Here is a 13,637-nt window from a genome sequence, read left to right as displayed (position 1 = left end):
ATGTTATTCACGCTGGCCAACCTGTTTCGGGCGGACCAAATGATACGTCAGTGGGAGAGATCTCACTAAAAACTGGGGATAACGCCTTAAATGGCGAAGAAACGGTCTAAATAGGCTGATTCAAGGCATTTACGGGAGAAAAGATCGGCTCAAACTGAAAAAATGAAATGACTGAGTCAGCCGAGAAGAATTTCCCCGCTTATTCGCACCTTCCCTAAACCAGTTACCTCTTGCCTTGAGTCTTTATATTGATTTCGTGTTTTTTTATCATTAATAGTAAAGCCAGACCGCGTTATCTCAGCTCTAAGTTTTTTGCTCACAACAAAAACATTATCATCTTCATAAGCAATATTTTTTGATAATGTACTTTCTCTACTAGAAAAAGTTATATCATCAGCATACCTTGTGTATATACAAGAATTTTTTGATGCCATTCGTGCCAGTTTTATATCTAAAGCATGAGTTATAAGATTAGTTATTACTGGGGAACAAGGGCTCCCCTGAGGTAATTCATCATTATGACAAGCTATTTTAGCTATAACGGTTGCAATTTCAGGGTGTAGTTCAAAATTTCTATTTTTTATGAAAAACCCCCTAACCCGTCCGAAATTAAAACTTCCAAAAAAATCTTCCAAATCAATATTAAAAACCTGCTTTTTCCCCAAGTGCATCATCGCATTTGTTATAATCGAGCGTTTTCTTTCAAATCCATGAGAAAGAGCTGGTTGCTTAACTAATGCGGTTGAACATTTAATTTTTAGCACTTCAGCATTTTTTACCGTCTCCTTTGCTAACTGCGATTTTGGAAACGCTTTGTGATTTATTTCATCTAAACAATCAAGCAATAGGTTAGATAATAAAGATTGTATTGTTTTTAATTTACCCGTTGGTGCATTTATTACTCGCTCACCACCAGTTTTTTTAGGTATTTTAAATTGTGTGTACTGATTCTCAGTTTTTAATACATATAAACAATATGTGAGAACCGATGGCTTAACGCCCAATACATGAGCTAAGTCAGGTTTCGTGGTCGCTTTTTTCAGATCTTGTAACTTTGACATAGGATATCACCTTTAGAAGTGGTTTATGGGCACTCCTACGCAAACGTGACAAGAACTACGGAGAGCGTCTGACAACGTGATACCTTCGGGCAATCCTTTCGGACGTTTTTTTCACTGATCGCGAACCGCGATCCAATATCTGCCCATAAACCTTTTTCACCCTACCTATTTTAAATTTATCTATCAAATAGTACACAATCGAAATGTGAGCTATATATCGTTTATTTATATGTTTTGGTTCACAGGTTCAGAACCGACCATAAATCAATAAAAAGGCGACCTTCCGGTCGCCTTTTTTATTTCTATCGCTTCCCAATCAGGAAAACTCACCGAGCAGGTCGCTTGGCACCGTTTCCTTTGGCCGCAGGCTTGCCGCCTTGAGTGGCGGGTTTGGCGCCCGGCTTGGCTGAACCCGCGCGGGTCGGGGCCTTGCCCTTGTGGGCGGGTTTGCCGGCCGGTTTACCTTGACCTGTGCCTTGCGCGGCAGGTTTGCCGTTGCCGGGCCCTTTGCTGAGCTGGGAGCCTACTGGCTTGCCATTGCCCGCCTTGCCGTTCTTGGCAGCAGCAGGCGCATTGCCCGCAACAGCGGCCTTGCTGTCCGCCCCATTGCTGCGCTGATGGGTGATGGCGCTGTGACGGGTAAGGGCTGGCTTGAGGCCCTTGTTGCGGCTGCGCTCGGCCTTGGCTTCGCCACGGCCTTCCGGCGGCACCAGGCAGTCGGGGCCGTTGCCGATCAGGTGGCCCTTGCCCATCTCCAGCAGGGCTTCGCGGATCATGGGCCAGCCGGCCGGATCGTGATAGCGCAGCAGCGCCTTGTGCAGGCGGCGGCGACGCTCCCCTTTCACCACGAACACGTCCCCGCCCTGGCGGCTCACCTTGTTGAGCGGGTTTTTCTCGGTGTAATACATGGTGGTGGCGTTGGCCAGCGGAGACGGGTAGAAGTTCTGCACCTGATCGAGCTTGAAGCGGTTGGTCTTGACCCAGAGCGCCATGTTCACCATATCTTCGTCAGTCGTCCCCGGGTGGGCCGAGATGAAGTAGGGGATCAGGTACTGCTGCTTGCCCGCCTCCTTGGAGTACTTGTCGAACAGCTCCTTGAAGCTGTAGTAGCTGCCCATGCCCGGCTTCATCATCTTGGAGAGCGGGCCCTCTTCGGTGTGCTCGGGCGCAATTTTCAGGTAGCCGCCGACGTGGTACTTGGCCAGCTCCTTGATGTAGCGCGGATCTTCCACCGCGATGTCGTAACGCACCCCGGAGGCGATCAGGATTTTCTTGATCCCCTTCACATCCCGCGCCTTGCGGTAGAGGTTGATGGTCGGGGTATGGTCGGTGTCCATGTGCGGGCAGATGGTGGGCCAGACGCAGGAGGCACGGCGGCAGGTCTGCTCGGCCTTGGGGCTCTTGCAGCGTAAGCGGTACATGTTGGCGGTGGGGCCGCCGAGATCCGAGATGACGCCGGTGAAGCCCGGCACCTTGTCGCGGATCTCTTCGATTTCCTTGATGATCGACTCTTCCGAGCGGCTCTGGATGATGCGCCCCTCGTGCTCCGTGATGGAGCAGAAGGAGCAGCCACCGAAGCAGCCACGCATGATGTTGACCGAGGTCTTGATCATCTCGTAGGCCGGGATCTTCTCGTTGCCATAGGCCGGGTGCGGCACCCGCTGGTACGGCAGGCCGAACACGCCATCCATCTCGTCAGTTTCGAGCGGGAAGGCGGGCGGGTTGACCCAGATGATGCGATCGCCGTGAGCCTGGGAGAGCGCGCGGGCACAGCCCGGGTTGGTCTCGTGGTGCAGGATGCGGGACGCATGGGCGTAGAGCACCTTGTCCTCTTTGACCCGCTCGAACGCCGGCAGCTTGACGTAGGTCTTCTCCCAGGGTTTCTGCTTGGGCGGCTGCACCAGCACGGGCTTGGCCTCCTGCTCCACCGGCGCGGTGCCTTCGTCGTCAGAGCAGGGCGCCCCTTCCATATAGGGGTTCATGATGGGATCGATGCGGCCAATCTGGTCGAGCTTGCTCGAATCCACCCCGCGCCAGCCCGGCAGCGGCTCACGGCGGATGACGGCGGTGCCACGAATGTCCTGCATGGTGTCGATGGTCTCGCCACCCGCGATGCGGTGCGCCACCTCGATGAGCGGCCGCTCGGCGTTGCCGTAGATGAGGATGTCGGCCTTGGCGTCCAGCAGGATGGAGCGGCGGATGGTCTCGGACCAGTAGTCGTAGTGGGCGATACGGCGTAAGGAAGCCTCGATGCCACCGATCACCACAGGCACCTCTTTATAGGCCTCTTTGCAGCGCTGGGTATAGACCAGAGTGGCGCGATCCGGCCGCTTGCCGCCCACGTCGCCCGGGGTGTAGGCGTCGTCGTGGCGCAGCTTCTTGTCGGAGGTATAGCGGTTGATCATGGAGTCCATGTTGCCCGCGGTCACCCCGTAGAAGAGGTTCGGCTTGCCCAGGCGCATGAAGTCATCCTTCGATGACCAGTCCGGCTGGGCGATGATACCGACCCGAAAGCCCTGGGATTCCAGCATGCGGCCGATGACCGCCATGCCGAAGCTCGGGTGATCCACGTAGGCGTCACCGGTCACCAGGACGATGTCACAACTGTCCCAGCCGAGCTTGTCCATCTCCGCTCTGGACATGGGCAGGAAGGGCGCCGTGCCGTAGCACTCGGCCCAGTAGCGGGGATAGGAGAAAAGGTGGGTAACCGGCTGCATTTTGAACACCTGGAACAATTCGGGTCGCGCATTATACCGGCAGAGCAGAGCGGGGGCGATGGCTTTTTGCCCCCACTATTCGCAGGGTAAGCGCGGGGGAAAAGCGAGCCAGCCTGCGTAGGTGGCTCGCTTTTACGGGAGAAGGATCAGGCGGCCGGTTTGTCCCTCGTATTAGACGCGGCCTCCGGCGCCGGGGGGACGCTGTCGACATCAACCGCCAGCGCCTCGTCCACCAGCAGATCCCGCGCCCCTGTCATCCCCGCCCGTCTGGCCAGCAGGTGATAGATGGCGGGCACGATCAGCAGGGTAACCAGGGTCGCGAGCGACAACCCGAAGAAGACCACGGTGCCCACGGCCATCCGGCTCTCATACCCCGCCCCCATGGAGACCATCAGCGGCACCGCGCCTATGATGGCGGTCAGCGAGGTCATCAGGATGGGCCGCAGCCGACGCACCGAGCCTGCGATGATGGCCTCCTCGAAGGATTCCCCCCGCTGGCGCAACTGGTTGATGAACTCCACGATGAGGATGCCGTTCTTGGTCACCATGCCGATCAGCATGATCATCCCTATCTGGCTGTAGATGCTGAGCTCCTGTCCCGTCAGCCAGAGGCCAAGCAGGCCGCCGAAGATGCCGAGCGGCACCGTCACCATCACCACGGCCGGGGTCAGCAGGCTCTCGAACTGGGCCACCAGCACCAGATAGACCACCAGCAGGGCGAGGCCGAACACCATCACCATCTCCCCCTGGTTGTCGCGATAATCCTTGGACTCACCGGCGTAATCCACCGTCATGCCGCTCGGCAGGTGATCCGCGGCCCAGCCATCGAGGAAGTCGAGCGCCTCCCCCAGGGTGTGGCCGGGGGCCACGTCTGCGGTCAGGGCAATCGCCTTCTGACGCTGGTAGTGGTTGAGCCGCTGCGGGCTCGCCACCTGGGTGACGGTCGCCAGGGTGGAGAGGCTCACCATCTCGCCACTGGCGGCCCTGAGATAGATGCGGCTCACATCCGAGATACCGTTGAACTGGGCCTGGTTGGCCCTCAGGTAGACGTCATACTCCTCGCCTCTGTCCACATAGGTGGTCTGGCTGACGCCGCCGAGCAGAGCCTGAAGCGAGCTCGCCACGGTGGAGACCGGAATGCCGAGCTGGCTGGCCCGCTCCCGCTCTATGGTCACCTGCAGCTCCGGGGTCTTCTCGGCGTAGTCGAGATCCGGGGTCAGCATCAGCCCGCTCTGGCCGGCGGCCTGTTGCAGCGCCAGCCCCTGCTGATAGAGCTCCCCATAGTCGGAGCCCTGCAGCACGAACTGCACGGCGGCGGTGGAGCCGCCCCTGAATCCTGGCTGGAAGGTGCGGATCATCACGTCTGGAATGCCGGCCAGCCGCCCGCTCAAGCTGCGGCCAAACTCGGTGGCGGTCTCGTCCCGCACCGCCCAGTCGGTGAGCTGGATGATGACCATCCCGGTCTGATCGCCGCCACGCCCGAAGGCCGGGGTGCTGAAACTCATGGCCTGCACCACCCCCTTGCCGAGCAGCGGCATGATGGCGGCTTCCACCTGCTGCATGTTGCGCTTCATCCGCTCGATACTGGTGCCCTCGGCCCCTTTCACGAACACATAGATGACACCGCGGTCTTCGGTCGGGGTCAGGCTCGCGGGCAGCTTGCCAAACAGGGCGCCGATGCCACCGAGGCAGAGCAGCAGCACCAGCGGCATCCAGACGGAGCGGCGCAGCACGGCGCCCAGCAGGCGGCGGTACTGTGCCTCCACCCGGCCAAGGCCCCGATCCAGTAGCGCGGTCAGGGCATTGGGCTTGTCGACGGCGCGCATCAGCCAGGAGCCCATGGCCGGGGTCAGGGTGAGCGCCACCAGGGAGGAGAAGAGCACCGCCAGGGAGAGCAAAATGGCAAATTCGGTAAAGAGCCGGCCCACCATGCCATCCATGAAGGCGATGGGCACGAACACCATCACCAGCACCGCCGTAGTGGCCACCACGGCAAAGCCCACCTCACGGGTACCGTGCCAGGCCGCCATCAGGGGGGATTCGCCCCGCTGCAGGTGGTGGTGGATGTTCTCCACCACCACGATGGCGTCATCCACCACCAGACCGATGGCGAGGATGAGCGCCAGCAGGGTGATGAGGTTGATGGAGAACCCCAGATACCAGGCGCCGATGAAGGCGGAGATAAGCGACACCGGTACCGTGATGGCCGGGATCAGCGTGGTGCGCCCCTGGCCGAGGAACAGGTAGAGCACGGCAACCACCAGCACGGCGCAGATGGCGAGCGTCTCGTACACCTCGTCGATGGCCTGCTTGATGAAGACGGTGGAGTCGTAGTCCACCTCGAGCTGGGCCCCTTCCGGCAGGAAGCGCTGCATCTCGGTCATCTTGCGCTCTATGCCCTGGGCCACCGCCAGCGGGTTGGCGGTGGATTGCGCGACTATGCCTATCCCCAGGCTCTCGCGGCCGTTGCGCTGATAGGCGCTGTCTTCGTTCTTGGCCCCCACCTCCACGTCGGCGATGTCCGCCAGGTAGATGCTCTGGCCATTGGTGGCGGTCTTCACCGGCAGGGCACGAAAATCCTCGGCGCTGTGGTAGAGACGGGCGATCTGCACCGCCATGGTCATGCTGTTGTTGCGGATCTCCCCCCCGGGCAGCTCGATGTTCTCCCGCTCGAGGGCATCCTGCACGTCGGCGACCGTGATGGCGCGGGCCGCCATGTCGGCGGGGCGCAGCCTGACATACATCACCTGGGTCAGATCGCCGGAGAGGGACACCTCGCTCACCCCGTCCACCAGGCTTAAGGAGTCGACCAGCATGCGGTTGGCATAGTCGGTCATGGCGGTGCGGTCCATCTGGGTGCTGCTGAAGTTGAGCCAGATCGCCACGTCGCCGTTGCCGTTGTCCTTGGTGACCATGGGCTCGTCCGCCTCGTCCGGGAGCCTCGGCCGGGCGCGGGAGATGGCGTCGCGCACGTCCGAGGTGCCCTCCAACATGTTCCAGCCGAGCTTGAACTCCACCGTGATGGAGGAGCGCCCCTTGCGGGTCACCGAGTTGATGTTCTTGATGCCGCTGATGCCGGAGAGCTGATCCTCGATGGGCTTGGTGACCTGGCTCTCCATTACCTCGGGGGCGGCCCCCTCATAGGTGGTGGTGATGGAGACGGACGGCGTCTGCACGTCCGGCATCTCCCGCACCGTCAGCTTGGCGAAGGCCACCAGGCCGAACACGGTGAGCAGGGCACTGATGACGACCGCCACCAGGGGGCGGCGCACTGACATATCGGAGAGCCACATCAGCCTTTCACCTCGGTCAGATCGCGGACCAGGGCACCGTCACGCAGGTTGACCAGCCCCTCCACCGCGATGCGATCGCCGACGTTCAGCCCCTTGATGACCCAGACGGCCTCGCCGTGGGTATCGCCCAGTTCCACCGGGATGCGCTTCACCCGGCCGTCCGCCTCGAGACGGTAGACGAAGCGAAGCTCCCCCGCATACTCCACCGACTGGGCGGGGATCAGGGTCATCTTCTGGGCAGGCAGGGAAAGATCCACGTTCATCAGCATGCCGGGCCGCAGCTGGCCGCTGGGATTGGGGATGATGACCCGCGCCTTGATGTTCTGGGTTTCGTTGGAGATGCGACTGTCGAGCGTCTCCAGCACGCCAGAGAAGGCTTGATCCGGCCAGGCCGAGCTGGTGGCCGTCACCGTCATGCCGGGTTTGAGAAGGGAGAGGTAGCGCTCGGGTACCGCCAGATCGAGCCGCAATCTGGCCAGTTCGTCCAGATGGAGCAGCACGTCACCGCTGTTGACCAGGGCCCCTTCGCTGAGATCGATCAGGCTGACGGTGCCGTCGAAGGGGGCCGCCAGGGTGCGCAGCGACAGCTCATAGCGCGCCGCATCGACCCGGGCCTGGGCCTGGGCCACGGTCGCCTCCTGCCCTTCCAGCTCGGAGGTGGTGATGGCACCGCGCGCCACCAGCCGGCGCATGTCCCGCAGCTTGCGGCTCTCGTCGCGCACGCTGGCGCTCTGCTCGGCGAGTTCCGCCTGCTGCTTGCCCGCATCCAGGGCGATCAGGGTCTGTCCCTGCTTGACCTGCTGACCGGAGCGCACCGCAATCCTGACGATGCGGCCGGTCACCTCGGGACTGACCACCACGGAGCGATTGGCCGCCAGCTTGCTGACCAGCTTGATGGAGGGCTCTGCCAGGCTCTGCCTGACCGTTTCCGCCCGGATGTTGACCTGCCTTGGTGCAGGTTTGCTGGCCGGTTCGGCCTGCCGAAGCGTCCAGGCGCCGACCCCCAGCAGCAGGAGAAGGGGGACAAGCCACAGCCATATGCGCATTTTCATCAGACAATCCATGCAAGGTAAGAGAGAAGGAGAAGAGGAAACTTCATCAATGATGGCACCATGTTACCCCCTGACTATGCCGTGACTATGTATAAATGTGACAAAACGTAACAGCCCGGCGGGAAGATCATCAAAATCACATCCAGCTGAGACTGTGGATATTTTCTGCCTTACACTGATGTGCCGATCCCGTCATTTCCCGGTACGCCCATGCCCACACTGCCCCCTGCCTTTGCCAAATATCGCTTGCAGTGGCTGCTGCTGGGTTTCAGCCTGCTGTTGCTGCTGCTCGCCCTGCAACACGCCTTTCGCCAGATCACCGAGCTGAACCGGCGCGACGTCATCAACACTGCGGCCCAGCTGAGCAACCAGCATCAGCGGATGGAGGCCTTCCTCGAGGCCATGCGCGGCCAGGCCGAGGAACGCCTGCGCAGCAACCCCCAGTCAGTGCTCTCGCGCCAGCTCTATCAGGCGCTTCAAGTCGATGGGGAGCACGGCATCAACCTGGATCGCATCCCCATCGATCTGCCGCCCGCCCTCATCGGCAACCTGACCGGGCTGAACCCGCTGCCCCATGGCGGCAGCCAGCGGGAGGCGAGAATGCATCTCGCCCTCAGCCTCTCTCCCCTGCTCGCCACCGCGAGCAAGCTGCTGGACAAGGACGTGGCCTGGATCTACTTCACCGGCACGGACGACTTCATCTATCTCTACCCCTGGGTGCCCTCCAGCCAGTTCCGTTTTGACCCCGCCATCTACCACAAGTCTTACTGGCAAGAGGTGCTGGGCCGGCATCCGCCCTCCGAGCACGCCACGTTGTCACGCCCATATCAGGATTTTGCCGGCCGGGGACAGATGATCACCCTGTCCCAGCCCATCACCCAGAGTGACCAGATCATCGGTCTGCTCAGCATCGACATTCAGACCAGAACCCTGGAGCAGACCCTGCGCCGTCTCGCCCCCCAGATTGGCACCCTGTTTCTGGTCAATCAGCACCGACAGATCCTGGCCAGCAGTCAGTCCGGCACGGCACCACCTCTGGCCAGGGAAGCCTCGCGGGAAGGGTATCACTGGCAGCAGAGTGCGTTGCAGCTGGTCTACCCCATTCCCGCTACGCCGCTCACCCTGATCCACCGCATCTCGCTGCTGCCCCTGCTGCAGATGCTGCTGTGGCAATCGGCAACGGCGCTCCTCACCTTGCTCTGCCTGGTGGTGGCGACGCTCTCGAGCCTGCGATCCCGCCGCCTCAACCGTCGGTTGAATTACCTGTCCAGCCACGATGCACTGACCGGCGCCTTCAACCGCCACCACTTCGACGCCGTCGAACGCCGCTACGCCCAGGCTGGCAGCCATCACATCGGGGTCATCATGTTCGATTGCGATCACTTCAAGCAGGTCAACGACCGCTTCGGGCACGGGATCGGCGATCAGGTGCTGATCCGCCTGGTTCAGCTCTGCCAGCCCTTGCTGACCCGGGAGTGCACCCTGATCCGCTGGGGTGGCGAGGAGTTTCTGCTGCTGGTCGCAGACAAGGGTCTGCCCCTGGCCCCGCTGGCCGAACAGCTACGGCTGCGCATTGCGGAACACGACTGGACCGAGATAGCCCCCGAGCTGAGGGTGACCATCAGTCTCGGCCATTGCCGTCAACGCCCGGAGATCAAGCTGCACGAGGCTATTCGCCGTGCCGATCTCGCCCTCTATCAGGCCAAGGCCAATGGTCGCAATCGCAGTGAAGGCTGGCAGGATGACGCACGGGGGAAGCAGGAGTAAGCTGAACCCCCAACTCACAGCAGGAGACGCACTGTGGCACGAAAACCCCGCCTGGGCCTGGCCCTTGGCAGCGGCGCCGCCCGAGGATGGGCGCACATCGGCATCATACGGGCGCTGGAGCGCCTCGGTGTCAAACCGGATCTGGTGGCCGGTTGCTCCATCGGCAGTTTCGTCGGTGCCGCCTATGCCGCCGGCGAGCTGGACAAACTGGAGTCCTGGGTACGCGGTTTCAGCCGCCTGCAGGTGATGGGGCTGCTCGATCCCGCTCTCTCCGGCGGTCTGTTCCGCGGCGACAAGGTGTTTGGCATCGCCGCCAACCATCTGGGGGATCCCGCCATCGAGAGCCTGCCGCTGCCCTTTGCCTGCGTCGCCACCGAACTCGATACCGGCCGCGAAATCTGGCTGCAAGAGGGGCCGCTGCGCCAGTGCGTGCGCGCCTCCTGCGGCATGCCCGGCATTTTGACCCCGACCCGGATCGACGATCGCTGGCTGGTGGATGGCGCCGTGGTCAACCCGGTCCCCATCTCCCTGGCCCGCGCCATGGGGGCCGAGGTGGTGATCGCCGTCAACCTCAACACCGACCTGCATCAGCCCTGGACCGACGAGCCGGACGCGCCCGCACCGGGAGGCCTCTTCAGTCAGTGGCTGGGCCGGGGAGAACCCAGCACGCCCGGCATGTGGGGGGTGATGACCGGCTCCATCAACATCATGCAGGAGCGGATCACCCGCGCCCGCATGGCCGGGGATCCCCCCGAGATCCAGCTCTGTCCTCGCCTTGGCAGCCTCTCCATCATGGACTTCCACCGCGCGAGCGACGCCATCAACGAGGGGGAGGCTTGCGTCGAGCGCAACCTGGACCAGCTCAAGGAGGAACTCTCCCGACTCGGTCTGATATGAGGGCACCACCGGGACACGCCAATGAAAAAGAGCGCCATCAGGCGCTCTTTTGCTGTCCGGACCGCAGGCTCAGAACAGCCCCAGCCCCTTGAGCATCACGATCAGGATGAGTGGCGGCGACACATAGCGGATGATGAAGAACAGCGGCTTGAGGATGGGCAGCTCCAGCTCGCCGCCATTGGTCAGCGCCGTCTTCATCCGCTCGAAGCCCCAGACCCAGCCCACGAACAGGCAGAGGAAGATACCGCCAAGAGGCATCAGCACGTTGGAGGAGACGAAGTCGAACAGATCGAAGAAGGTCTTGCCGGCTATCTGCACGTCCGCCAGCGTGCTGTTGGAGAGCGCACAGGTCGACCCGACCGCCCCCAGCACCAGCAGGTTGATCAGCGTCGCCCTCCTTCGGCTCATGTGGAAACGCTCGGAGAGCACCGAGACCGGCACTTCCAAAATGGAGAGCATAGCCCCCGTTGCCGCGATGGCGGAGAGCACGAAGAACAGCACCATGAACAGGTGGCCGAACGGGATGCTGGCAAACACTGCCGGAATGGTGATGAACAGCAGGGAGGGACCGGCGGTCGGCTCGAAACCGAACGCAAACACCGCCGGGAAGATGGCGATCCCCGCCAGCATGGAGACGAACAGATCGGCGCACATCACCCTGACCGTGGTGAGCGGAATGTGCTGATCGTCCCGAAAGTAGCTGCCATAAGTCATCATGCAGCCCATGCCGATGGAGAGCTTGAAGAAGGCCAGCCCCATGGCGGTCAGCACCACGCCGGCGGTGACCTTGGAAAAATCAGGGGAGAACAGGAAATGCAGCCCCTCGCTCGCCCCGGGCAGGGTCAGACTGCGAATGCCGATCACCAGCAGCAGGATGAACAGCACCGGCATCAGCCGCTTGGTGACCGCCTCTATCCCTTTCGACACCCCCATCAGCAATATGCCCCCCATCAGGGCCAGCACCAGCCACTGCCAGAGCAGACTCTGCAAGGGATCCGTGATGAGCGCATTGAAGGCCGCCCCCGTGACGGCGGGATCGGTCGAGAGGATCTCGCCGCTGGCCGCCTTGAAGATGTAGGCAAATACCCAGGCCGCCACTTCGGAGTAAAATGACATGATGAGGAAGGCCGCCGTCACCCCCATGGCCGCGATCAGCCACCAGGGCTGCCCCTTGGGCGCCAGCTTGATGAGCCCGCTCACCGCATCGGATTTCGCCTGACGCCCCAGCATGATCTCCGAGATCATCACCGGCAGTCCCACCAGCAGGGTGGCGATGACATAGACCAGCAGAAAGCCGGCGCCGCCATTCTCCCCGGTCAGATAGGGAAACTTCCAGATGTTGCCAAGGCCGACCGCCGAGCCCAGGGTCGCGGCAAGCACGCCGAAGGTGCTGGTAAAGCCATCTCTGGCTTTGGGAAGGGTATTGCTCATGCGTGTCTCGCTCTGTGGATCAGGGACCTGAATTTAAAGGGTCGGAATTTTCCGGGGATTAATCCAGCTTGCCAAGATGATTTGGTTGAAATCGCCACATGAAGCACACAACGCATTACTTATTTAAATAACTGTCTGTTTTGACAAATAAAAAATGCCGCCTCGCGGGCGGCATTTTTATCAAGGCTCAGCAATCAAGCCTTGGCAATATCGTCCGGACCGATCTGGCCGATTTCGGCGACTTTCTTGTCGGCCAGCAGCCAGAGGGTGAACTTGTGCAGTTCAGGGTGATGAGCCAGGGCGACCAGGAAGGCGCCTCCAACTTCACGGTAACCCAGTTCATAGTTCTTCAGGGTAGTCGGGGGGACGCCCAGCAGATCGGCAAACTTGGGACGGCTCAGGCCAACCGCTTCGCGGATCTGACGGATCTTCTTGCCAACAGTTACGATATTTGAATTCATGTGTTCCATACTCCGTTCGGCGGATTCACTCCACCTTTATTTTTCGCGACGACTCGTAGTCAAGTGTATCAGTTTTGAACGGACTCGTTATGGTCGAGCCTCTATCTTTAATAAGCGTCTTTCGACGACAACCCTAACAAACCTCGGGGATGGTAATCGCAGAGTCGCCTCAGGTAAACAGTCTCGAAGAGAAACCTTTATTGTTGCCACGGCCATAACTCGTATAATTCGCCAGTTATCCCTTAAAGAGTATTCAGCATGGCATTCCCCGGCATCATCTCGCGTCTTCACCCGGATTCAGACCCGGATTCCCTCCCCCGCCAGCTCCATCAGGGTCAGCAAACCCGAGCCGAGGCATTCTTGCTACCCGCCGTCATGCAGAGCGAGGCCGCTCCCGTGCTGGCTTCCCTCTCGGACAAGTGCAGCCTCTACCTCGAGCACCCCACCACGCTGTCCCTGCGCAACCACGATGGGGTCTTTCTGGAAGATGGCTCCCTGCTGCTTGGCAATGGTAACCGCATGACACTGTCGACGGAGAAGGGGGATGGTGGACTAGTGCCCGAACAGGGCCTGCGCGAGATGGCCCAGTGGCTGGACGCCGGTCATCAACATTTCATCTGTTCAGCCGCGATTCAGCCGGTCGCCAGGGCCATCCTCAATATCTGGCCCCTGGACCCCTATCTCGCCCGCCATTATTTACTCAGCTTCACACCCTTGCTGTGCGAAGCAACTGAGGCCGACTATCTCGCGGTTTTCGCGACCAGGGCCGCCATCGCCACCCCGCAGCACGCTTGGGCTGAGGCCTATATGAAGCTTGAGAGAAAGCTGCATCGCGCCTACTTGGATCACTAATAAATCCAGATAAACAGCCAGTTATCCATACGACACAATCTGCCCCACAGATTATCTGTGAGCTTGATCATGTTTTGAAATGAGCATAAAGTGCGCCACGTCATCG

At 60.5% G+C, this 13,637-nt stretch carries 9 protein-coding genes; 3 read left to right on the top strand and 6 right to left on the bottom strand.

Annotated elements, in window-relative coordinates:
- Window positions 1-176 precede the first annotated feature (176 nt).
- The 4 genes from PG898_RS01965 to PG898_RS01950 form a co-directional block, all read right to left on the bottom strand.
- On the bottom strand, window positions 177-1,061 hold the full coding sequence (locus PG898_RS01965; RefSeq protein WP_270823412.1) for a reverse transcriptase domain-containing protein: 885 nt from the start codon (window positions 1,059-1,061) through the stop codon (window positions 177-179).
- Between the two features lie 326 nt (window positions 1,062-1,387).
- A complete protein-coding gene (locus tag PG898_RS01960; RefSeq protein WP_270823410.1) occupies window positions 1,388-3,778 on the bottom strand; it encodes a YgiQ family radical SAM protein in 2,391 nt (796 codons plus the stop codon).
- Between the two features lie 146 nt (window positions 3,779-3,924).
- Window positions 3,925-7,071 (bottom strand): efflux RND transporter permease subunit, encoded by a 3,147-nt coding sequence (locus tag PG898_RS01955; RefSeq protein ID WP_161507410.1) that lies wholly within the window; start codon window positions 7,069-7,071, stop codon window positions 3,925-3,927.
- A complete protein-coding gene (locus PG898_RS01950) occupies window positions 7,071-8,123 on the bottom strand; it encodes an efflux RND transporter periplasmic adaptor subunit (protein WP_041206209.1) in 1,053 nt (350 codons plus the stop codon). The genes PG898_RS01955 and PG898_RS01950 overlap by 1 nt, the downstream gene beginning before the upstream one ends.
- Before the next feature lie 210 nt (window positions 8,124-8,333).
- On the opposite strand from PG898_RS01950, the gene PG898_RS01945 reads away from it, so the two are divergent.
- Both PG898_RS01945 and PG898_RS01940 read left to right on the top strand, forming a co-directional pair.
- Window positions 8,334-9,890 carry a sensor domain-containing diguanylate cyclase gene (locus PG898_RS01945; protein ID WP_042648644.1) on the top strand — a complete coding sequence of 519 codons (1,557 nt, stop codon included), beginning with the start codon at window positions 8,334-8,336 and terminating at the stop codon, window positions 9,888-9,890.
- Between the two features lie 33 nt (window positions 9,891-9,923).
- Window positions 9,924-10,787 carry a patatin-like phospholipase family protein gene (locus tag PG898_RS01940; protein ID WP_005333067.1) on the top strand — a complete coding sequence of 288 codons (864 nt, stop codon included), beginning with the start codon at window positions 9,924-9,926 and terminating at the stop codon, window positions 10,785-10,787.
- Window positions 10,788-10,856: 69 nt separating this feature from the next.
- Here the strand turns inward: PG898_RS01940 and PG898_RS01935 are convergent, their stop codons facing one another.
- Together PG898_RS01935 and PG898_RS01930 are read right to left on the bottom strand one after the other, a co-directional pair.
- The gene (locus PG898_RS01935) at window positions 10,857-12,218 is read right to left on the bottom strand and encodes a sodium-dependent transporter (RefSeq protein ID WP_043131154.1); all 1,362 of its coding nucleotides are present in this window, start codon (window positions 12,216-12,218) and stop codon (window positions 10,857-10,859) included.
- 194 nt (window positions 12,219-12,412) lie between these two features.
- Window positions 12,413-12,679 carry a helix-turn-helix domain-containing protein gene (locus PG898_RS01930; protein ID WP_005298604.1) on the bottom strand — a complete coding sequence of 89 codons (267 nt, stop codon included), beginning with the start codon at window positions 12,677-12,679 and terminating at the stop codon, window positions 12,413-12,415.
- Window positions 12,680-12,937: 258 nt separating this feature from the next.
- Between PG898_RS01930 and PG898_RS01925 the strand changes: the two genes are divergently transcribed.
- Window positions 12,938-13,531, top strand: a complete 594-nt coding sequence (locus PG898_RS01925; RefSeq protein ID WP_270823409.1) for a hypothetical protein — start codon at window positions 12,938-12,940, stop codon at window positions 13,529-13,531.
- The last annotated feature ends 106 nt before the right edge of the window (window positions 13,532-13,637 follow it).

The sequence above is a fragment of the Aeromonas sp. QDB31 genome (assembly GCF_027707605.1).
Classification (GTDB): Bacteria; Pseudomonadota; Gammaproteobacteria; order Enterobacterales; family Aeromonadaceae; genus Aeromonas; species Aeromonas media.
The sequence above is the reverse complement of the archived record's forward strand: the minus strand, read 5'-3'. Positions and strand labels throughout refer to the sequence as shown.